Source organism: Microcoleus sp. D2_18a_B4 (assembly GCF_036702475.1).
In the GTDB taxonomy this organism is placed as follows: domain Bacteria; phylum Cyanobacteriota; class Cyanobacteriia; order Cyanobacteriales; family Microcoleaceae; genus Microcoleus.
Window position 1 is genome coordinate 1 of record NZ_JAUBTL010000083.1, and the last position, 24,173, is coordinate 24,173.

The window sequence follows — 24,173 nt, forward strand, 5'->3', positions numbered from 1 at the left end:
TCTGATTTTTCGCTCATCTGACTACATTATCATATTTCTCGGCGATCGCTCTCACTATTTTTTACCTGAATCCTTACATCTCAACTTTACCGCAAGCTAGCAATAGCTAATCAAAAATTGCAGCAACTGGCAACTACTGACGGACTGACTGGCATTGCCAATCGCCGCCAGTTCGATCGCGTTTTGAGATTAGAGTGGCGCAGATTGGCAAGAGAGGAACTGCCACTGTCTTTAATTATGTTTGACATCGACTTTTTTAAACTTTACAACGAGTTTTATGGCCACCTGGGCGGGGACGATTGTTTGCGCCAAGTTGCGGGGGCGATCGCCACAGCGACCAAGCGGGCTGGGGATCTGGCCGCCCGCTACGGTGGCGAAGAATTTGCCGTAGTGCTGCCCAACACTAGCGCCGAAGGGGCAAACGCTGTCGCCCAGCAAATTTGCGACGGCATCGCCAGCTTGAAACTGCCTCACGCGCGATCGTCGATCGGCCCCTACGTTACCCTCAGTTGCGGCATTGCGACAGCGATTCCTTCTGCCCAGGAATCTCCCGACACCCTAATTCGCAGCGCTGACAGCGCCCTATTTCAAGCCAAAACCGAAGGCAAAAATCGCATTTGTCACGCTAGCAGTAACTCGGAATCTTCCCCGATTTTTATGTAAAAGTTGAAGGTAATTTGTAATTTGTAATATCGTGTTTGATTTTTAACTCACAACTCATAACTCATATTGTTGACCAGGGCTGTTTCATTCTCACCAAAAACATGAATTTTGACTCTTGTAGTGCGACCCCTACTCCCCGTGCCTACCCCCGACCTAGACGATTCGATCGGCTGATCAGACCAAGAGGGCCGGCACGGGGGCGCGGCCCCTACGGAGAATGAAACAGCCCTGTATTGTTGACCTTTGCATCAGAATAATAATTTTCTGAGTGCACTGCCAGCGGGATGCGATCGAGTGACCCGGAGCAAGGATAATGCTCGCTTGCAGGGTATAATTCCGATGTTACGGTATTTGATATTACTGAGATGTTGCACCCTTCTCAATTACTTGTTTAGGAACAGGCTTTTCGGCCTGTTCCACAAAGAGTGAATTTTCTTGTGGAACAGGCCGAAAAGCCTGTTCGGGAGAATGGTGCAAGATGTGAGATATTACCCATTTTCGCTTCCCCATTTCCCATTACCAATTGCTAATTTATTGATCCAAATTTGAATTCCTACGAGTTAAATTCGGCCGCACTGGAATTTCAATCAAAAACTCCGCACCCTCTCCCGCTGTCGAAATACAACTCAATCTGCCACCGTGGCGATCGACTATAATCGAGTGAGAAATCGACAATCCCAAACCCGTACCCTTGCCCACAGGTTTAGTCGTGAAAAACGGGTCAAACAGCCTCGATCGCACCGACTCCGGTATCCCCCCCCCGTTATCCGCAATCGATACCGCTACGAAGTCGGCAGCCGCCTGATAACTGCGAATAGCGATCGTGCTGGGATGTCGATCGCACTCCTCGATCGAACGCTGCTTGTCCCGTTCTTCCAAAGCATCGATCGCATTAATTAAAATATTCATAAATACCTGATTCAACTCGCCCGGAAAACATTCAATTTGTGGCAATAGTTGGTAATCTTTAACTATCTGAATTTCTCCATGACTGCTGTGAGATTTTAACCGATTTTGCAAAATCATCAAAGTGCTATCAATTCCTTCGTGAATGTTAACCGCCTTGCCTGCGGACTCGTCCAATCGGGAAAAATTACGCAACGATTTCACGATTTCGACAATTCGCTCGGTTCCTACTTGCATCGAATTAAACAATTTCGGGAAATCCTCAGCAATATAAGCCAAGTCTATTTCCTCAATTTTCTGCAAGACTTGGGCGGGAGGATGAGGACAGTAATGCTGGTAAACTTTAATCAATTCCAGCAAATCTAAAGTGTAATTGCGAGCCGGATGGAGATTGCCGTGAATAAAGCTAACAGGATTATTAATTTCGTGAGCAACACCAGCAACTAACTGACCCAAGCTCACCATTTTTTCATTTTGAACGAGCTGAGCTTGAGTCGTTCGCAGTTTGTTAATAGCTGCTTCTAACTCTAGCGCTTTTGAACGTTCTCGCGCTTCCGATTCCTGCAAAGCTGACTCGGCTTGTTTGCGATCGGCAATTTCACTTTGTGCTTGCTCAAACAGCATTGATTGCTGGATCGCGATCGCCAACTGCACGCTAATTTGTTTGAGACACTCGACCTCAATTTCCAGCCAGTGGCGAGGGCCAGCGCACTCGTGGGCAATCAATAGCCCCCACAACTTCTCACCTTGCAAAATTGGCACTACCAAATTAGCTCGCACCTGAAATTGACTTAATAAATTAATGTAGCACTTGGAAAGACCAGCTTTGTAAATATCATCTACAGGTACAGCGCGACCGTGTTCGTAAGCAGAAGCATAGCTGTATTCAAAGCAGGGATCGTTAATAGTTAGTCCCTGAATCGATCGCCACTTTTCGCCCACCGACTCGACAGTTACAAAACCGCTCCTATCGGGATTAAAGCGATAAATTATTGTCCGGTCTGTTTGCAAAAATTGCCGTACTTCAGCAACAGCTTTTGTCAAGATTTCTTTTAAATTGAGAGAATATCGAATGCGTTCCAGCATCTCTACCACCAAGCGTTCTCGCTTTAATTGCTGGCGCAAGATAGCCTCGGCAAGTTTGCGAGAGCTAATATCTTCAATCACACCAATTACATAGCTAGGTTCCCCAAACCCATCCCGCACTAAAGATACAGTCATATTAGTCCAAACAAATGAACCGTCTTTGCGAATAAAGCGTTTCTCAATGGAATAATTAAAAATTTCCCCAGCTAACAGTCGGTCGCGCGACTCGACATCTGCTGCTACATCTTGGGGGTGAGAAATATCCCCAACATTCCGCGATTTTAGCTCCAATTCTGAGTAGCCGACAATATTGCAAAAGCCTTGATTTGCATTCAAAAATTGACCGTCGCGCCACACTTTAACAATGCCTATCGCCGCTTGTTCAAATACAGCTCGAAATCGCTGTTCACTTTCTTGCAAAGCAGTTTCTGCTTTTTTGCGATGGGTAATGTCCATTGCCGTGCCAAACAGCCGCACCACCTGACCCAACTCATTTTTAACACCTTGTCCTTTAGCGTTAACGTGCCTAATTTCTCCTGATGGAAAACAGATGCGGTGGTCGATGTCGTAAGCTGTCCCCTCAGTCACTGCCTTTTGCACAACTTCTGTAAACCTTTCTTTGTCATCGGGATGAATTTGCTCTAAAAGTTCTTCCATTGTCGGCGGCCGATTCAATTCTCGACCGTAAACTCGAAACAGTTCTTCCGACCAAGTAATAATTCCTGCCTCTATATAGAATTCCCAATTGCCGATGCGGGCTATTTTTTGCGCTGCTTGTAACTGGTCGGCAAGTAGTTGCAGAGATGCGATTAACTGCGTTTTTTCGGCTTCTGCTGCAACGCGGGCGCTGATATCTTTGTGAGTGCCTGTCATCCGCAACGGCGCACCCCATTCGTCGTACTCGACTACCTTGCCCATAGCCAGAATCCACTGCCAATTGCCCGCTTTGTTGAGCATCCGAAATTCAAATTCATAGATATCAGTCTCACCTTCAAAATAGGAATTTAAAGCTTCCATTACCTTCCGTCGGTCTTCGGGATGCAGCAAACTTTCCCAACCTTTGAGGTTGTTTTCAATTTCGGTTTCTACGTAGCCAAGCATTGATTTCCAATGAAAGTCGAAATAAGTTTCACCAGTAGCTATATTCCAATCCCACAGCCCCAAAGAGCTGCCTGAAACCGCCAACTGCAATCGCTCTTGACTGAGTTTTAATGCCGATTCGGTACGTTTTATTTCTGTGAGGTCGGCAATTATGGCTATCATTCCTATCGGTTGACTAGCGCTATCTTTAATGCAGTTAGCTCGCAAAAAAGTTTCTATAATATCGCCCTTTTTACTTTTAATTTCTATTTCACTTTCCCAAGAAAAACCTTTTCGCAGCACCCTAAATAACTTTCTCAAATCTTGAGATTTGGGGTACATTACTGCGGGGCCCCCGGCATTATTTAGTTCCTCAACTGTATAGCCGTAGCGCTGAATAAATGCTTGATTGTGATAAACGGAATAACCATCCAAATCTGCGATCGCGATCGCATCACTAGCGCTGTCTACAGCTTGAGTTACCAGGCACAGAGTCAGTTCGGCTTGTTTGCGATCGGTAATATCAAAAACCGCTCTGTCGAGCCATAAAACTAGCCCTTCTAGATTGTAAGTTGGCCTACCTCTTTCCGACATCCACCGCACCGCCCCGTCATCGCGGACAATCCGGTATTCTAGATTGTACGGCTGTTTCGACTCTACTGCTGCGCTGATTTGTCGATCGACCATTTCCTTGTCTGCCTCGTGGACAATGCTCGCAAAACTCAAGCGGTTGTTGCGAATAAAATCCCCAGCAGGATACCCACTAATTACCTCAATTTCATCGCTAATAAATACCATCGTCCACTCAGCATCGTACAAGCTGCGGCAGATAGCGCCGGGGATATTCTCAACGAGCGATCGAAATCTGGCTTCGCTATCCCGCAAAGCTGCTTCTGCCTGTTTTAAATCAGTAATATCCAGCACCATGCCTTCCCAAACTATATCCCCTTCCGGCCCTATTTCAGTCGGACAATCAACTCGTTCCGGTTTCGACGAAACCCCTTGCATCCACTTAAGTTTTCCCGACGGTACAATCGCGCGCCATTCCTGCTGCCAGGGCTGCATATTTGCCGCAGAAACAGCAAGAGATTCTTCAAATTTTTGACGGTCATCTGGATGAAGAAAACTAAAAAGGAGTTGAGGATTCTGCTGAATCTTTTCTGGTGCCAATTCAAATAAATCGCGACTGCCAGAAGAAATGTAAGGAAAACTTTTTTTGCCGTCGGTTGAGATGCGAAATTGATAAATTATTCCCGGCAAATTGGCAGCAAGCTGCCGCAGTCTAGCCTCGCTTTCTTGCTGCGCTAATTGTTGGCGCCTCTCCTGAGTGATATCTCGAATTATCCCGACAAGAATTTTACTGCCATCGCTATTTTCAAATACAGTTTTTTTAGTAGACAAAATGTGCTTTGCACCCCTGCCGTCCGTAAATATTTCCTCGCTCTCGTTTTCTTCCTCCGTCCTAAACACTTGTTCGTCATTCTGCCAAAAAATCTCAGCTTCTTGTTGTGGGAAAAAGTCGTAATCCGACTTGCCCAGCAGTTCCTCGCGCTGCTTGCCGAGCAGCTTGCAAAAAGCATTATTTAACAGTATCCAGCGGTGATCTTCGTCCTTGACAAAAATGGGGTCAGCCAGTGCATCTATCGTATAATTCAAGAACTTTTTACTAGCTTCCAGTTCGGAGAGTGCTAAAATTTTATCAGTAATATCATGGATAGTTCCTGTGGTTCCCTGCGCTGCGCCGTCCCCGCCAAACATCAAAAATTCTTGCACTTCCACCCACCGAATTTCGCCATCTTTCGTAAGATATCGAATTTGATAGCAGCAGGATGTTTCTTGATTTTTTCTCCGGGAGCATCTCATATTTGCAAAAACACTTCTTTCTTCTTCCTTCTGACTCTTTTCTCCTGGCTCCTGACTCCTGACTCCTAATTCCAATTTCGAGCTTTGCTGCAAAAGTGAGATGCTCCCTTTTCTCCGACCTCTAAACGAATTTAAATATTGGTATTGATCGTCAGAATGAATGTAACTCAAACAGGAAGTTCCTAAGCTTTCATCAACGGTAAATCCGGTAATTTCTGTCCAAGCTGGATTGAGAAAAGTCCAATTGCCCGCAGTATTTGTTTCAAAAACTACTTCTTTGATATTGTCAACAACCTGCTGGTATTTTTCTTGACTTTTTTGCCATTCTGCTTGCCGTTTCTGGCGGGCGATCGCGCACCTGAGCGTCCGCACCAGCAGCCGGCTGTCTACCTGTCTTTTCACCAAATAATCTTGGGCGCCGGCGGCAATTAACTCGACAGCCAGTTCTTCGTCATCTGCGGCTGTCAGAATGACGATCGGAATATTTATACCGCAATCTTGCAGTCGGAAAAAAGTATTAAATTTTCGGCTGTCAGGAAGTGAAAGATCTAATAAAATTACATCAAAAATTTTATCGCTTAAAATTTCTATCGCTTCCCGGAGGCGGACTACATTGGTGACATCAATTGATTGTCCTAGTTGGCCCTCAGACAGCAGTTCTTGAATGAGTTCTGCATCTTCTGCACAGTCTTCTACTAAAAGAATTTTTAAACCAGGCGTTAAAGTTGACTCAAAAACAGATGTCATACCATTTTATATTTTAGATTTGAGATTGGATATTTGGAATGACTGATAACTATGGCGGTTTGGTTCTTGCGTACAGTGGCATTTTTTTTACTGGTATCCTTTTGCTATTTTTTAGTAATTATAAAATCTCAGCAGCGGATGCAGCTACCTAGCTCATGATTGGGGAACTTGAACCGTAGCCTTTAGAGTGCGCTGTGTGCTTGCAGACGGCGCAGATTTATTTGTAGAATTGAGTTGTTCGCTGCAAGTTTTCCGCCTCGCCCCAAACCTAGTGGCCCAAAACTATCATAAAAAAACTTCGGTAAGTGGGAAACGAGCGCGGCTTGATCCCGCTCGTGGAAAACGGCGCGGCGATTTCAATCGCCTTGAATCCCCTTGCGGGGTTGGAGAGGGAATTTAATCAACCTCTCCAGTGAGGTATGGTTGCCTCAATCTCCCTTTCGGGGTAAAGTTCGCTTCGCCAATGTTATAAAGGCTTGTCACGCTTACAGCACTGTTTCAGGGACTTTAAAACTGTTTAACTGTAAACAACAGAGCGGAAAACTAGCGTCGCATTCAAGGAGTGTTATGACCTAAATAACGTAGTCAGTTAAGACTTAGGCTGGTCAGTACAGCTTGCGAGAGCTCTCTCTTACAAGCTCAGTGGCTTTAGCCCTGAGTTACTGACACTCTTACCAATATTGCAACTTAACTCTATTTTAATTTACAACCTTTGGCAGGGGAATAGCAAGAGGCAAGTCAAAAGAGCGCGGAGTAATCAGGATTTGCATTGCTGATAGCCTTTGAAACTTGAGATTTTAAATAGCCGTTTAAAGGTTGCCTAAAGTTGCATTATTTTTTTTTAAATGCTATTACTACGAACCTACGAGAATTGCCGTTAATTTACGGGACACCCTCTGAGAGTGTGTCCGGTTAATTGCCCGCAATTAGCGCCTGTTTGTATTGAGCGATGCAATTCCTCTCTTGATCGAGGAACCAAGACTTGCATTCCTTGTTACAAACCTAATTACCAACTTAATTACGGTTGTCTAACCCGACACAATTTAACTCGGTTGAGTCGCTCAATTTTTCTGAGGTTTGGGCAGCACAACTGTAAACACGCTGCCTTGACCGACATTGCTGCTAATAGCAATCTCACCGTTAAAAGGTTTTAAAAGTTCAATACAAGTATAAAGTCCTAGACCTGTTCCTGTGGGTTCCCCTTCGGTTTTTTCCTCGCCTTTAGGCGGTTTTGAGGTGTAAAAAGGGTCAAAAATTTTTGACAAATCTTCAGATGATATGCCGCATCCCGTATCTGCAATATCCATGTATATGTTCGAGTCGTCTTGCCGAGTCACGATAGTTATTTCTCTGCTTTTCTTTTCCCACATAGCATCCATTGCATTATTGATTAAATTATAAAATACTTGAGAAAGATAGGAATAAATTAATGGAATGCTGGCAATTTCTTCGTCATAAAAGTATTTTTTTCTAATTTTATTTTTAAAATACAGGTTGCCTTCCAATAGCTGAATTTCTCTCTGCACTAAATCGTTGATATTCACCGGGTGCAAATCTTGCTTTTGCTCGTTTCGGCTTTTCATCATCAGAGTATCCATGATCTGATTGATTTTTGTGACTGCTTGAAAAATATACTTGGTATAATTAAACAGAGAATCTTCTTGAATTTGTGTGGCTTTTGTTTCAATCAAATCGACGCTAGTCTGGATCACTTGCAGCGGACTTTTGAGGTTGTGAACCATGCCCTGAGTCAAACGTCCGATGATGGCTGTTTTTTCCTGGTTTATTAATTGCTTGGTTTTTTGTTCAACAAGTTTTTCCAGGTTTTGGTTGAGGTGGGCCAGTTCGAGGTTTTTTTCTTCGAGTTTTTTTTGCAAGCTGCGGATTGTCAAGTGGGTTTGAATCCGGCTCAAAACTTCTTCGTGTTGGAAAGGCTTAGTGATGTAGTCAACGGCTCCTGTCTGAAAGCCTTTTACTTTATCAGGGGTATCGGAAAGGGCGCTCATGAAGATGATGGGAATATCTTGCGTTGACGGGTCTGCTTTCAAACGTCGGCAAGTTTCAAAACCGTCAATTCCTGGCATCATGATATCCAAAAGAATCAAGTCTGGATGGATGTAGTCAATTTGCTCGATCGCACTTTCGCCGTCTAGAGCCACTAATACTTTAAACCCATAATTCCTTAACAACTCGAAAAGTACGTCAAGATTTGTTTGGTTGTCATCGACAATTTGTATGATGCTTCTTTCGGAATTCTTATCGTTCATATTCAAGGGAAATATTCAAATTTTTGAGTTTTGAGTTGTGGTTTGTGACATTAAATCGGATTCAATGAATTTTTGGTGGCTCTAGAAACCCGGTTGCTTCCTACATGCTTCTATTTGCAATAACCCTTTGAGGAACCGGTTGCGAGTCCGGGCCGCCCAAGCAGATTAAGTTGTCGCTTCGCGGGAGGCCAGAACCCCTGATGGAGAATGGTACTCAGGGCGCGAGATTTAACTGATTTTGAGTTGTCTGTTAGCTACCGTCAATTTTAGGACAAATGTTGCTTCAAAAAATCTCGAATTTGCTTGAGCTGAAATCCTTTAGCAAGTTGGCGCAGGTGATGAACGAAAGGCACTAATGTCGGGTCAGAATGTTCGAGTTTAGCAGTTTCTTCCAGAATAGCTTCAATATCGCCCATTGCAGCCAATCTTAACAACGCCAAGACTGACTCTGACGCCGGAGACACCATCGTTGAGTCAGCAGCAGCAATCTCAGAAGATGCTTTTGTCGTTTGATCTGTCCGCTTTTTGGTTGGCGCTCGTTCTTCGTAAACCCATTCTAGTCTCAAATGCAGGCGCAATAATTCTAAAAGCTCGTTAGTTTGAATCGGCTTGGTGAGAAAATTATCGCAACCTGCAAGTATGCTCTGTTGCCTGCTAGTCTCGTAAACGTTAGCGGACAAAGCAAGGATAACCGTATCTTTTAATTCCGGCAACTGTCGCAGCCGCCTGGTAGCTTCCCAACCGTCCATTACGGGCATCAGCAAATCCATTAAAATTAGATCCGGTAGAAATTCCTGTGCTTTGTGCAAGCAGTCTTCGCCGTCTGTAGCTTCTGCAATTTCAAAGCCTAAATGAACAAGCAGCCTGTGCAACATGGCGCGATTTACTTCGTGATCGTCCACGATTAGCACTTTCCGCTGGAGGCCGGTAAAACCAACAAGCCGCCTTTTTTCTTGCCGGGAGGGGTGTTCAGAACACTGGGCGACTGCGGGCAAGTCTAGATCCAACCAAAATATGCTGCCTTTGCCGGAGGTACTTTGGACGCGAATTTGGCTGCCCATCATTTTGGCTAATTTTTGGCTGATGGAAAGTCCCAGGCCGGTACCTTCGACGAAATTGTTCTGATCGCCCACTTGATGAAAAGGCAAAAATATTTCTTCTAATTTATTCTGCCCGATCCCAATGCCGGTATCTTCGATTTGAAAGCGAATTTTAGGCGTAGGGGCACGATCGCCGATATTTTCTGCTGTTATCACCTCGCGCGCTTCTGTTGTTCCCTGCGGCGGGTTCGACATTTGCTGCGCGTCTATATTCCCGGCCAAATTGATTGTTTGAGTGGCAATTTCCGCTGTCAAACTAGAATTTTCGCAGTTGGTTTGAGGATAATTATCGGGGAAATTTTCTGCATAACCGACTTTGAAGGTAACGCTGCCGCTGTTCGTAAACTTAACGGCATTACTGAGCAAATTAATCAAAACTTGACGTAACCTTTTTTCGTCGGCCCAAATGCCGTCTGGCAGGGCTGAAACCTGCTCGTAATTAAAAGCAATTCCTTTTTGAGCAGAGCGCATCTGGAACAAATCAATAATACTTTTAACAAAACTGGAAAAATGCACATTTGTCAGTGACAGCTCCATTTTACTCGCTTCGATTTTTGAGAGGTCTAAAACATCATTAATCAGCGTCAGCAGGTGGTTGCCGCACTGGTGAATGTTGTTAAGACTTTCCTGCTGATCTGCGGTCAAATTTTTATCGACTTTGAGCAGTTGAATGTATCCCAAAATCCCGTTCAAAGGCGTCCGCAATTCGTGGCTCATGTTGGCGAGAAAGTCGCTTTTAGCGCGGTTGGCGGATTCGGCGGCTTCTTTAGCTAATTGCAGGGCGGCTTCTGCCTGTTTGCGATCGGCAATTTCGGTTTGTGCTTGTTCAAATAGCGTCGATTGCTGAATGGCGATCGCCAACTGCACCCCCAATTGTTTTAGGCACTCTCCCTCCAATTGTTGCCAGGGACGCGGGCCCGTGCAGTGGTGGGCAATTAACAGCCCCCACAAGTTTTCGCCTTGCAAAATCGGCACTACCAGATTCGCTCTCACCTCGAACCGAGTCAACAAAGCCAAGTGGCAGTCGGCCAGACCGGCATTGTAAACATCTTCTGTTGCTCTAATTCTGCCGTCTCGGTAAAGAGTAACGTAGGCTTCCCCAAAACATGGGTCATAAATATCCATTCCTACAATGGGTAGGGTATTTTCGGCAACCGACTCTACAGCGATAAACCCGCTCCAATCGGGATTAAATTGGTAAATAACTGTGCGATCTACTTGCAAAAACTGTCGCACTTCTTCGACAGTTTTGGTAAGAATTTCTTCTAAATTTAGAGAAGACCTAATGCGTTCCAGCATAGCTACTGCCAACTGTTCGCGCTTTAACTTTTGGCGCAAAATTACTTCAGATTCTTTGCGTTTTGTGATGTCTGTAATTACTGCAATTAAGCCGATGTAATTCCCATTAATATCTTGAATACTGTCAGCTCGCACCAGAGCAGTTACTGCTTCGCAGCTCTTAGTTTGCAGTGAAAGTTCGCCACACCAAGAGCGACCTTGGCGAAGGCTTTTATAGATTTGTTTGTAATTTTTAGGTCGGACATAAAGCGCGGCCATATCGCCAATATCATTGAGTTCTTCCACCGTGTAGCCGTAGCGCTGAATGAAGGCTTGATTGTGGTAAATAGACCGCCCATTCAAGTCGGCGATCGCGATCGCGTCGCTGGTACTTTCGACGGCTTGAGTGACCCGCAGTAAAGCTAATTCTGCTGCTTTGCGATCGCTGATATCCGTCATCGAACCCACCATCCGCAGAGGGTTTCCGGCTTCATCCCACACTGCTTGAGCGCGAGCGAGCACCCACTTATAGCTACCGTCTTTGCACTGCAAGCGGTATTCGGCGGCGTAATTGGGGGTTTGCCGATCGAGATAACCTTGGATCGCTGCTTGCACTCGTGAGCGATCTTCTGGATGGATGCGATCGATCCATGCGGTGTTGCGGCTGTCGATTTCGCCGTCTGTGTAACCGATAATTTCTTGCCAGCGGGCCGATCGAAAAGCTTCATTTGTTTGAAGATTCAGATCCCAAATTCCGTCTTGATTGCCTTTGAGAACTAACTGCCAGCGTTCTTCACTTTTACGCAATTCTTCTTCGGCTTGTTTGCGCTGAATATGATCGCCCAACTGAGTCGCTACAGCCTTGACCAACTCTACTATACGCGGTTCCATAATCGAGCGATCGCGCTTGCAGAATACTAAAACTGCCAGCACCTTTGAGCTAGCGTGAATTGGCACTCCGAAACAAGCTTTCAATCCGACTGATTTCGCCATTTGCGATCGGGCAAAAAGATGATTTTTGGCTAGAGAAATATCTTCAATCCATTCTACATTTCTGGTTGACCAAATCCGTCCAGGTACTGCCACTCCGGCGGCGAATCTAATTTTTTTACTTTCGCAGCCGAACCTATCTAAATCGCGATCGCTAGCGTACCAAGTTTCGCTGTGTTCCAAAAAAGTACCGTTAGCACTCGGTATCCAAGCTTCTGCAAAATTCCAGCCGATCGCATTGCACAGCAACCGCAAAATATCTGGGAGGGCGCTCTGAAAATCTGCCGACTGACTAATGGCTTGAGTTGCTGCCAGCAACAGCTTTATTTCATCTTCTGCTTGCTTGCTTTCTGTAATATCAGTGGCCGTGCCGAGAATTTGTTGTAACTTACCGTCTGCTGTTTTCGCAAATACAGTATCTCGGCTGACCATCCAGCGCCAAGAACCATCCTTGTGCCTAATTCTGTATTCAATTTCAAAGATATCCCCTTCGCTGCCTGTTTCGACTTGCTGTAAATAATCAGGCATTTTGATTAAATTTTCGGGGTGGATTAAAGTTGACATCATCCACGGCCCCATTGCCTGAATCTCCTCTACTGTATAGCCAAGAATGTGGTAGATAGAAGCGTTCCCATAGATATTTTTTTTTTCAATTAAGTCACAAACATACAAAATATTAGGACTGGCCCCAGCAATTTGCTGAATGAACCGCTGGCTTTCCCGCAGTGCTGCTTCTGTTTTTTTTCTTTGGGAAATATCGCGAACAATGCAAATGATTTCCCCGTCGGGCAGCATTGTCAGCGATACATCTAGAGGAACTTCCGAGCGGTCGCGACGGCATCCTACTGCTTCGGTGCTGTAAGAACCTTTCTTCACTAAAGTCGGCAGGACTTCTTGCTCGAACCTTTGCAGTTCTGCACCTTGGTAGAACATTTTCCAACTTTTATCTAAGATTTCTTCTAGAGAGTCGTAACCGTAGATTTTTAGTCGTGCTGCGTTGCAATAAATCACCTCATGGTCGGCACTGAATATGGCGATACCTTCGGAAGCTTGGGCCATTGCTGCTGCTTGCCTGTGGAGGACTGACTCGGATCGTTTGCGTTGAGTGATGTCGCGGACGATCGCGATAATTTCGTCCTCCGTGCAGAAGACAATTCTCGCTTCAAAATCGTACAGTTCACCATTAACTGGCATTTGATATTCTACGACTTGAATCTCGCCAGTGTCGATCGCTTGTTGATTGCCCGACAAGATTTTCTCAGCAAAAGCAGCCGGCAATATGTCTTGTGCTTTTTTGCCAATTAGTGATTTTTGTGATAGGATATTATCGAAATCTTTGGCAGGCTTGAAATCTACAAAAGTGCCGTCTGCCCGACAGCGAAATATCATGTCTGGTATCGCATTTAAAAGAGCGCGGTTTGTGGCTGCGCTCTTACCCAATTCAGCTTCAGCTTGCTTGCTAAATGTAACGTCGCGAGCCACTGCATAAATCAAACCTTCTTCTGCAAATGGCGATGCTGTCCACGAGAGCCATTTATAAGTACCATCTTGGCAAAGATAGCGGTTTTCTAAGCTAATAACGGGGTGGCTTTTTTTAAGTTTTTCTAATTCCGCTACAGTAATTTCTCGGTCTTGTGGATGCACGAATTCTATCAAAGGTTTGGCTAAGATTTCATCACTGCTATAACCCAATACATTTGACCAAGCGGGGTTTAAGCGTTTGAAATAGCCATCAAAACCTGCAATGCAAAGTAAATCCAGCGAGAGATTAAAAAATCGATCGCGGTCTTGCTGGGTTTGTTTCAATTCGGTAACATCCATCACCAAACCATCCCAAACTATATCGCCGTTGGCTTGCTTTTCTGGCTTCGACGCGCCTTGCAGCCATTTCACTCGATCTCCCATAACTTGCCGCCACTGGTGTTGCCAAGCTTGCTGAGTCGCCGCTGAAGTTGCCATCGATAGCTGCAAGTCTGAGATGTCGTCTGGGTGAACTGTTGCAAAAGCCAAAGCGGCATTTTCTTCTATTTGTTCTGGCTTTAAATTGTATATCTGCCAACTGCCGGAAGAAACGTAAGTAAAAGATGTTTTACCATCTACATAAAGCCGATATTGATAGATCATTCCCGGCACGTTGTCGGTCATTATTTGAAATCGAGCTTCGCTTTCCTGCAACGCTATCTGCTGGCGTTTGTATTCGGTCACATCTCGCATTGTGCCGACCAACATTTGACGACCATCGGCGTTCTTAAAAACTGTTCTTTTTGTAGATATAATGCGTTCTTTGCCGCAGGCCTCGGTAAAATTTTCTTCTGTTTCCTGAGAAAGACTTCTTTGCAATACTTCCTCGTCTTGTTGCCAAAAAAAAGCCGCTTGTGCTGGGGGTAAAAAATCGTATCCTGACTTGCCAATCAGTTCCGAGCGCCTTTTTCCTATCAAATTGCAAAAACCATCGTTTAATACGATCCATTTGTGCTGCTCATCTTTGACAAAAATCGGGTCAGGAATAGAATTGATCGTGTGATTTAAAAACTCTTCTGAGGCTTTTAATTGAGCTTCGTAACGGTAGCGATCGCTCACGTCTAAGACTACTTTAATCATGTGGTCGATCGAGCCGTCTAGGGCGCGAATACAGCGCAGGGAAACTCTAGTATAAACTGTTTTTCCGTCTTTTCTGCGCCACCTTTTGTCTAGAACATAGCCTTCGCTCTCCCCGGCAAAAATTTTTTTTAACTGCTCTAAACTGGCCTGCAAGTCATCAGGAAAACCCCACTGATCCCATTTTATGTGCAAAAAATCTTGGCGATTGTATCCCAGCAAATCGCACAAAGCATTGTTCACTTCCAACCACTCGCATTTTTCGGGTTCTGAGGGAGAAATTGGAGGAGCAATAATGGCAATTCCGACCAGAGAATTCTCGACTACTGACCGATATTTTTCTTCGCTTTTTCGTAAAGCTTCTTGGTTCTGCTGTCGCTCGACTGCGTAGCGAAGCGATCTAATTAACACTTCGCTGTCGATTTTTCGCTTGACTAGATAATCTTGAGCGCCGGCTTGGATTGACTGCACGGCAAGCTCTTCATCGTTGCGGGCAGTCAGGACGACAATCGGAGTATTCAGGCTATATTCTTGTATTTTGACAATTGTATTTAAGTCTTGGCTGTCGGGCAGCGAAAGATCTAGTAAAATCACATCAAAATTTTCGCCTACCAAAAGTTCCTGCGCTTTGCTGAGACAGTCTGTACAACTTACTGATAGCCTTTGGGGTTCGGCTCTACTGACATTTGTTTCTAATAATAATTCTTCGATCAGATCGGCTTCTGCTTGATTGTCTTCGACCAGAAGAACTTTAAAGCCATTTCGCTTTGCGGGTGGGCTCAAAACTGATATCATATACCTTGTTTTTTGTAATAAGGCAGTTTAGCTAACTATTATAGCATATAAAGAATTGTATAGCCACAAATCCCGCCCTTCCCAGTTAAAAACTCTTTGGTTCAATAATTACAATGCACTTTATCTCAAAGGTTGAACGGTTCTCAAGAACGGGCTTTCCGACCCATTTCACAAAGAGTAAATTTTCTTGGGAGGGGTTCTTCTAACCAGCCCTTAAAAGGCTTATTGAAAATGGTGCAATATATAGCCTTTCGAGCTCTCATATGAGGTACTCATGGGCATAGGGCATAGGCCTCCGTGGGCATAGGGCATAGGCCTCCGTGGGCATACGTCACTTTTTTGAGAACCGCTATATAATATCTATCCGGCTGTGTTTTTCTTCTAAGTAGGCTAACGCAATCAGAGGGAAAATTTTTAAGGTTTTTAGAAGCTGGGTTTCAGGAGGAAACTAAGCTGCTTAGTATTTTTTTGGGCGATCGCCCCTGTGACCAGATTTTAAATTTTAGATTTAGTCCACAGATGAATCGGGGATGTGGAACTAGAATCTCCAATTTTGGGCGACTCACGACTTCTGTCGGAAAGTAAGTATCCGTTTTTGGGCGGGTTCAGCCGATCGCGCGATCGAACCCCACCCTTTGTTGTCCTTGGATTCCGCTACCAACACAATCCGAGCCATATCCCCACACCAATGAGCGCTCAACGCCCAAAAAGCGGTGGGAACTATCTTCGCTATCCATATTTTTACCACTTTTTTTATAATACCTTACATATAACTCATTACTGCGATTTGTTTACTTTTTGCAATCTAATAAAATATCTCCAGAGGCCTTGCTATTTAGCAAAAAAGTGATAATGTTGAAATAGAGGCAATCGAAAAATCGGTTGATACAGCCTAGAAAAAAAATTGAGAATTTTTGTAACCAAATTAAAATTCCCAATAAACTGTCTTTTGTTTACTGTACTTTGACCGAAACTTTGACCGAAATGAGCTGAAGTTGAGAGGAAAAAAGCAATGCTCGACAATTTAGCAATTGAACAAAAACCCGGTTTAATTCCCAAAGAAAAAGCCTTAGTATTGTTGTTTGATGAAGTCGGCATCGCCGACATCCCATTAGTAGGCGGTAAAAATGCTTCTTTGGGCGAAATGATTCAACAGTTAACCGCCCAAGGAGTCAGAGTTCCCAACGGATTTGCAACTACAGCACACGCTTACCGCTACTTCATCCAGTCAGCGGGCTTAGAAGCTAAATTGCGCGAAATTTTTGCCGATTTAGACGTAGAAGATATGCAGAACCTGCGACAAAAAGGCAAGCAAGCGCGGGCACTGATTCTCGACACACCATTTCCGCGAGAACTCCAAGCGGCGATCGCGGATGCTTACGAAAAATTATGCGATCGCTACGGCGACAGTACAGACGTAGCAGTGCGTTCCTCCGCCACCGCCGAAGACTTACCCGACGCCAGTTTCGCGGGACAGCAAGAAACCTACCTCAACGTCCAAGCTTGCGCTGGTGTCCTCGAATGCTGTCACAAATGCTTTGCTTCCATATTCACAGATCGCGCGATTTCCTACCGCCAACAGCGGGGTTTCGACCACTTTGAAGTCGCCCTATCAGTCGGCGTCCAAAAAATGGTGCGATCGGACTTAGCATCCTCCGGCGTCATGTTCAGCATCGACACCGAAACCGGATTCAAAAACGCCGTATTAGTCACCGCCGCCTACGGATTAGGCGAAAACGTCGTCCAAGGCACCGTCAACCCCGACGAATACTTCGTCTTTAAACCAACATTAAAACAAGGTTTTCTCCCGATTTTAGACAAACGACTCGGCAGCAAAACACTCAAAATGGTGTACGATATCGGCGGTTCTAAATACACCAAAAACGTCTCCGTGATAGCAGCAGAAAAAAATAAATTTGCCATACAAGATGATGAAATTCTGCAACTAGCAAAATGGGCCGTAGTCATCGAAGAACACTACTCTAAAGTGCGCGGGACTTATACCCCGATGGACATTGAGTGGGCAAAAGACGGAAATACGGGCGAATTGTTTATTGTCCAAGCGCGACCAGAAACAGTACAATCTCAAAAGTCTGCTAAAGTTTTGCGAAACTACAAATTGCAAGGTAGCAGTGCAGTTTTAGCAAAAGGACGCGCCGTTGGCGAATCAATCGGACAAGGCAAAGCCCGCGTGATTTTAGATGTGCACAGAATCGCTGAATTTCAATCAGGAGAAGTTTTAGTTACGAACAAAACAGACCCGGATTGGGAACCGATTATGAAAAAAGCAAGTGCGATCGTCACCAATTCCGGCGGCCGCACTTGTCACGCCGCCATCATCGCCAGAGAAATGGGAATTCCCGCCATTGTCGGCACCGGCGATGCCACCCAAATCTTGAAAAACGGGCAAGAAATCACTGTTTCTTGTTCGGAAGGAGATGAAGGCAAAGTTTATTCCGGTTTGCTTCCTTTTGAAATTCAAGAAACTGCGATCGAGAATTTACCCCGCACCCGCACTAAAATTTTAATGAATGTCGGGAACCCAGAAGAAGCCTTTGGTTTATCAGCCATTCCTTGCGACGGCGTAGGCTTAGCGCGGTTGGAATTCATCATTGCCAATCACATTAAAGCACACCCGCTGGCACTGATTCATTTTGACGAATTGGTAGATGAATCAGTCAAAGAAGAAATTGCCAACCTGACAGCACTTTACCAACACAAACCCGATTTCTTCACCGACAAACTAGCCCACGGAATTGCCACAATTGCCGCCGCATTTTATCCAAATCCAGTTATCGTGCGGATGAGCGATTTCAAGAGCAACGAATATGCTAACCTTTTGGGAGGGCGGCAGTTTGAACCCAAGGAAGAAAACCCGATGATCGGGTGGCGCGGCGCCTCTCGCTATTACGACCCGAATTACCGCGAAGCTTACGCTTTGGAATGCAAAGCATTAAAGCGAGTTCGCGACGAAATGGGCTTGACAAATGTGATTCCGATGATTCCATTTTGCCGCACCCCGGATGAAGGACGAAAAGTGTTAGCCGAGATGGCAAAACACGGTTTAGTTAAGGGCGAGAACGGCTTGCAAGTGTATGTGATGTGCGAATTGCCAAGCAATGTGATATTTGCTGACGAATTTGCCCAAGTTTTTGACGGATTCTCGATCGGCTCTAACGATTTAACTCAGCTAACATTAGGATTAGACCGGGATTCAGCTTTAGTCGCACACATTTTTGACGAACGGAATGAAGCTGTCAAGCGAATGATAGAAATTGCCATTAAAGCCGCCAAGAAGTACGATCGCAAGATTGGGATTTGCGGTCAAGCGCCCAGCGATTATCCTGAGTTTGCTCGTTTCTTGGTTGAGTTGGGAATTGATTCGATTAGTTTAAATCCCGATTCCGTTTTGAAGACTTTGTTAGATGTTGCTAAGGTGGAAGGTGCGGGTTCGTTGATGGATTTAGCGGGGGATATTGCTAAGGTTTAACCGTTTTGGTTTTTGAAAGCAACCGGGTTTCTCAAACAAGCCTATTCCAGGTTTATGACGTACACCCCATAAACCTGGTTTCTTTACAGTTCTTGCCTCTAAACTAATTCTGTTCAAGAAACCAGGTTTCTCGCGCTCTACATCTACATGGAATATGCTGTATTTGATGGCTGGTAATTGACCGAAAGCATCCAGGATACAAGCCCCCGGATTCATTCCGAAAGCAGACTCAGGACCCAGAAATAAAAAACCTGTATCCGATAAACAAGTCCCCGAATTTATCCGTGGGGTCAATGCTTCAATTCTTTAATCTAAAATCTAAAATCTAAAATCTAAAATCGATTGACCTGACATAATATCACATCATATCTGCGTTTCTGGCTTTGTTTAACCCTGGCGCTGCGCGCGATGATCGCCCTCCTCACCCGCCAGCTAACGCTTAACACACGGGCGGCATAGTTTGAGACTCGATCGGGAACTTTTCTTATTTAAAACCGTCTTTTCGGCGAGGATTTTCTGTTGCCATCGCCTAAATCAAAAAACATATTCTCCACATAAGCTCTGAAAATGTGCTAACTGCTCTCCTGATTATTTTCATAGGTTTAGCTCCGTCGCTGCTGTCTTTGTGGGTGATGCGCTCTGCCCAGAGCCAAGCCCGCGATAGAATTGCAGCGGCCCGACTTGCGGTAGCGAATAGACCAATCCGAACTCAACTACCAACTGCCGATCGCACTTACATACAAAGCCTCGGTTATGCGATCGGCGATATCACTTGCGAGTATAACGCCCGCTCTAATTACATTCGCTGCGCTGTCAATCCTTCTGGGCCCTGTCAAGATTGTCGGTACTACCAAGCCAGAACTCTTGACGCTCGTGGTGAAAAGATATAGCTTGTATTGGTGCTTATATCTACGTCTATTTGCGGATGTAGCAATCAATGAGTTAAGATGTACTTACGTGTAAGGATTATTGTTGAAGCTTGTTTTGGACGACCCACGCCCAAACTCAGCAATTAAACCCTAATCGAGCATTATTGCTTGGTTACAGTTGCCATAACAGGGGAATTGCGATCGGTGTTTTTCTAGTTGAGGACTTACGATCATAAACGAAGTTTAGATGATGAATTTTGGTTGGGTGGCGAAAAATCTAGGCATAAATTGGGTTTCTAGTCTCCTGGGCGTAACTCCTGCCGTTAAGAAAATTAGCCAACAAAAATCGTAAGTAGCACAGGAGCAAATCTCCAAATCAGTTTCTCCAAAACATCATGAAAAATTCTGCACGAAACATTGTCCAGAGCATTTATCTTAAACAGAAACCCGCTCGAAGACTCGCTCGTTGACAGTTTGGGAAATTGCTTGTTGGCGGCACTAATCTGTTTTTGCGATCGTAGCGAAACAGTCTCAAACATAGATTGCTATCTCCAGACTCCAAGTCATGAATTTTTAAGACGCTTCGTCGATACAGGGTATGCCGATTTCAATTGAATCTCATATGTAGCACCATTCTCGCTTAACAGGCAAGATGCCTGTTCCACAAAAACTGCATTTTCTTATGGGCTGAGCAGGAGAGTCCGCCCATAGAAGGATTATTGAGAATGGTAAAAGATATCAGTTGAATGACACTTCGGGCACGATCGGCATAATTATGTGACGGCTATCACTCCCTAATTCATGTCTAGTTGCTATTGTGAACAGGGCTTGCACACCCAAACCAAAGAAACCGAGTTTTTTACGGGGAGCGAAGGCTGCAACCAAGTCTTTTCGTCGCTCAAACCCGTTTATGCGTCCAAAAATAGTGAAAATTCTCTGTAAATAAAGTGCATTAGACGAGCTACAGAAAACCTCATCAAGTAAATTTTTGAGAACTCCTGTTATTATCTACTGCGCGATGTAAGAGACAGGCGTGTAACAGATACACTCGCTAACAGAAAAGAAAAAAGCCGAAGGCAAAATATCACCCGATAGACAGGTTCTTGGGATTTAAACCCCCAATTCTCAGCGCTTCTGCCGGCGATTTTGCAATGCTATCAAATATGAATATAGCACTGCTTTGTGCTGAGTAAAATTCGCTTTTTGCTCTTGCTCCAAGTCAAGTGACAGCTTCTCTTACTCTGCAATTAAACATTCTCAATAGGTGATAATTATCATCTTGAAGTGGGTACATCATCTACAATCCGTGAGCAAATTTGACCATGCAAAGCATCTGCAACAAACCAATTTTTATCACTCCAAAAATATGTGACTCCACCGCAAGGATTGCGGGCGAAAACTCCCGAACAACAGCAACTTATCATCAGAAAAAACCCATAAAACAAGTAAAACCAGAGGAGTGTTTCCTGTCCCAGAAACTTCGTGGCGGCACGAGAATTGGGCATCCCCACAGAGAATTTTTGCGATCGACTGTAGGGGCAAACCCCCCGTGGTTGCCTTCTCGGACTATAAAAAATGTGCTGTTCCTCGATGCCAGAGTAGAGAACTGGGACAGCTTGGCAAGAGGAGCAACAGCCGATACAGAGGTATTTGTACTGGACTCGACGCGGGATGGAGTCGAGCAAATTACTAGAATTCTGGCGGTTTGCAGCGATTTAGATAGCCTTCAGATAGTTTCTCACGGTCGAGAAGGGGGCGTGCAGCTAGGATCGATCGAACTCTGCAACGACAACTTAGAAACCTACAGCCATTTGTTACAGCAGTGGGGAAAAGCCCTCAGCGAGAGAGGAGATATCTTGTTATTCGGGTGCAGCGTCGCAGCGGGGGAAAGCGGCGAGGCCTTCGTGCGGCGGTTGAGCTTGATGCTGGGTGCAGATATTGCAGCTTCCGACAACTTGACGGGGAGTGCGGCACTCGGCGGCGACTGGGAATTAAAATTTGCGACTGGGGAAATAAAGGCGAGAATCGCCATTGAAAAAGAAGTGCTCGAAGCCTACCCTTACGCCCTCGGCATATTAGTTAACGAAACTTTCAAAAACTCCACAGTTAGGGGGCCGTGGATTTACGGGGGAAACGACGGGGCACTGTTCAATCCGAGCAGCGGGACTCCAGCAGCCAATCAACTTATCCCCGGCATTACCGGAGGCACAGTATCTGGGGTGCTTCCGGGTTTGGGCGGTTCGAGTCCCGGCGATGGTGCTCTGCGATTAACTCCTGCAGTAAACCTTCGGGAAGCCTTTGTCATCTACAACAACCCTATTCCTTCCACGGACGGTCTCAGAGTTCAGTTTGATTTTTATTCTTACGGTTCAAGCCAGCAATCTAGTGCTCCGCAACCCAATATTGGCCCTCAGCCAGGGGACGGGCTGGGTTTCTTCTTGATTGACGGCACTGTTAGCCCAACCAGGACTGGGGGTTATGGCGGTTCCGTGGCTTACGCTCCACGAACGGGTATACCCGGTATTGAGGGAGGTTATTTAGGCATTGGGTTTGATGAGTTTGGCAATTTTTCAACGTCTACAGAAGGGCGCTCCGACCCTGAGCCGCCTGCGATTCCGGGTTCTTCTATTGGTTCTTTCAGGCCTGATTCAGTAACGGTTAGAGGAAATCAAGCAGAAGGTTATCAGTTTTTAACAAATGCGATCGTTCCTTTCGGCATCGATAACATTCCTACGAGTATTAACTTTATCGGCCCTCCCGGCACCAGTTTTAATTTCAGCAATACGTTCACGAGCGATCGCAATTTAGCCAAAAGATCCGTTCAAATTACGCTCAATCCATCTAACGATCCGGTGAATCCCTCTCGCCTCACGGTTGCCTTCGATGAAAATTTCGATGACATCTACGAAACTATATTGATCGACATCCCCAACTTGGCAACCGAAAACGGCCGGGTACCGCCAATTTTCAAATTTGGTTTTGGCAGTTCCACAGGAGCCGCCAACAACATTCACGAACTTCAAAACCTGGTAGTTGAAACTATCAATCCTCCCAGTATCACCGCTGAGGTTGCCACTATCAAGACTGGCCCGCAGTTCGTCAAGCCCGGAAGCAGCATTACCTACACGATTACTACTGTAAACAGGGGGCCAGCGCCTGCTACAAATGTCCTGATTCAAGACGAAATACCTTTTGAACTGCTGGGTCCGGGGGGATTGGCGCCGGTTCTCACTGCCTCCAACAACGGCACTTACGTGAACCAAACGAAGGCAGTCACCTGGCCGTTAATTCCGGTTCTCAATGCGGGTGAGACTCTGACTTACACTCTGACAATTAATTTGCCGTCAGGTTTAACCAGCGGTAGCAGTTTTGCGAACGTTGCATTCAGCACTAGCTCGACTTTCGACCCCGACCTCAGCAACAACAGCGGTATACTCGCGCCCGGTCAAATCGAGGGGCCGGGTGTAGTCTCTACTACTGTTGTCGGTACAGTGGCGGATTTAGTTACTACCAAAAGTGGCCCTGTGACTACTTCGGCCGGGTCAAGCGTCGCCTACACATTGACTACGACTAACATGGGGCCAGACCCCGCTGCCGATGTGACTATCACCGACAGCATTATTCCGGGTTTAACAGGAGTCAGCCTATCGGACGGGGGGAGTTACGACCCAGTTTCGGGCATTGTCACCTTCCCAGCACTGACGGTGCTGACCAATGCGGCTACTGCGACCCACACCGTCAGTTTCATCGCCCCAGCCACCCGTACCGACATCAGCAACACGGCCCGGAGCAGCTCGGCGACTTTCGATCCGATCGCCACTAACAACAACGGCTCGACAACCAACAAAGAGGGCACTCCCACTAACTCTACGGTTACGACAAGTATTGCGCCCAACGCGGATCTGGCAACGACTAAAACCGGATCTACGAGTGCTACGGCGGGTAGTTCGGTCAGCTATACGATCGCTACAGTCAATTTAGGGCCGAGTCCTGCAGAAGCTGTAACCATCACTGACAGCATAGTTCCGGGGTTAACGGGAGTCACGGCATCTAACGGTGGCGTTTACGATCCACTGACGGGCATTGTCACCTTCGCGCCCGTGGCAATAGCCAACGCGGAGACAGTCACGCGGACGATCGGCTTCACAGTACCGCCCACCCTAACTTCCATCAGCAACACGGCAAGAAGTACCTCCATCACTCCCGACTCCACTCCGGCCAACAACAACGGTACAAACCCCAACGCCACCGTCACTACCTCGATCGATGGTGTGGCCGATGTTGTCACGCAAAAAACGGCGCCGGCCACCATCAAGGTGGGTGACACGCTACTTTATACAATCACTACTACCAACAACGGGCCGAGTCCCGCGACCAACGTAGTCATCACCGACAGCCTGATTCCCGGCTTAACTAATGTCAGCGTGTCCGATGGCGGAAC

Annotated in this window: 9 protein-coding genes; 4 read left to right on the plus strand and 5 right to left on the minus strand. The window is 45.7% G+C overall.

The genetic code is table 11. The annotated features are described in order from the left end of the window. Positions 1-117 precede the first annotated feature (117 nt). Entirely contained in the window at positions 118-663 is a 546-nt protein-coding gene (locus QUB04_RS29720; RefSeq protein ID WP_333290096.1) for a diguanylate cyclase, read from the plus strand. A gap of 357 nt (positions 664-1,020) precedes the next feature. On the opposite strand, the gene QUB04_RS29725 is transcribed toward QUB04_RS29720, so the two are convergent. The 5 genes from QUB04_RS29725 to QUB04_RS29745 all read right to left on the minus strand — a co-directional run bounded on the left by QUB04_RS29725 (position 1,021) and on the right by QUB04_RS29745 (position 16,110). Beyond that, positions 1,021-1,173: a hypothetical protein gene (locus QUB04_RS29725; protein ID WP_333290098.1), complete on the minus strand. Its 153-nt coding sequence runs from the start codon at positions 1,171-1,173 to the stop codon at positions 1,021-1,023. Positions 1,174-1,194: 21 nt separating this feature from the next. After that, the gene (locus QUB04_RS29730) at positions 1,195-6,345 is read right to left on the minus strand and encodes a PAS domain S-box protein (protein ID WP_333290101.1); all 5,151 of its coding nucleotides are present in this window, start codon (positions 6,343-6,345) and stop codon (positions 1,195-1,197) included. Positions 6,346-7,406: 1,061 nt separating this feature from the next. Continuing rightward, on the minus strand, positions 7,407-8,612 hold the full coding sequence (locus QUB04_RS29735) for a hybrid sensor histidine kinase/response regulator (protein WP_333290103.1): 1,206 nt from the start codon (positions 8,610-8,612) through the stop codon (positions 7,407-7,409). Between the two features lie 266 nt (positions 8,613-8,878). Beyond that, positions 8,879-15,373, minus strand: coding sequence for a PAS domain S-box protein (locus tag QUB04_RS29740; RefSeq protein WP_333290105.1), 6,495 nt, complete (start codon positions 15,371-15,373; stop codon positions 8,879-8,881). 605 nt (positions 15,374-15,978) lie between these two features. After that, complete coding sequence (locus QUB04_RS29745; protein ID WP_333290107.1) at positions 15,979-16,110, minus strand: hypothetical protein; 132 nt, start codon at positions 16,108-16,110, stop codon at positions 15,979-15,981. A 275-nt stretch (positions 16,111-16,385) separates the two neighbouring features. Between QUB04_RS29745 and ppsA the strand changes: the two genes are divergently transcribed. The 3 genes from ppsA to QUB04_RS29760 all read left to right on the plus strand — a co-directional run. Further along, positions 16,386-18,863 (plus strand): phosphoenolpyruvate synthase, encoded by a 2,478-nt coding sequence (ppsA, locus tag QUB04_RS29750; RefSeq protein ID WP_333290109.1) that lies wholly within the window; start codon positions 16,386-16,388, stop codon positions 18,861-18,863. 569 nt (positions 18,864-19,432) lie between these two features. Then, entirely contained in the window at positions 19,433-19,753 is a 321-nt protein-coding gene (locus tag QUB04_RS29755) for a DUF6464 family protein (protein ID WP_333290111.1), read from the plus strand. A gap of 1,301 nt (positions 19,754-21,054) precedes the next feature. Continuing rightward, a partial coding sequence (locus QUB04_RS29760; RefSeq protein ID WP_333290113.1) for a DUF4347 domain-containing protein occupies positions 21,055-24,173 on the plus strand: 3,119 nt, incomplete at its 3' end.

Coding starts and splice junctions, on each gene's coding strand:
- QUB04_RS29725 (WP_333290098.1), bottom strand. CDS start 1,173: ATGGGGAAGCGAAAATGGGTAATATCTCACATCTTGCACCATTCTCCC.
- QUB04_RS29745 (WP_333290107.1), bottom strand. CDS start 16,110: ATGGATAGCGAAGATAGTTCCCACCGCTTTTTGGGCGTTGAGCGCTCA.
- QUB04_RS29735 (WP_333290103.1), bottom strand. CDS start 8,612: ATGAACGATAAGAATTCCGAAAGAAGCATCATACAAATTGTCGATGAC.
- QUB04_RS29730 (WP_333290101.1), bottom strand. CDS start 6,345: ATGACATCTGTTTTTGAGTCAACTTTAACGCCTGGTTTAAAAATTCTT.
- QUB04_RS29740 (WP_333290105.1), bottom strand. CDS start 15,373: ATGATATCAGTTTTGAGCCCACCCGCAAAGCGAAATGGCTTTAAAGTT.
- ppsA (WP_333290109.1), top strand. CDS start 16,386: ATGCTCGACAATTTAGCAATTGAACAAAAACCCGGTTTAATTCCCAAA.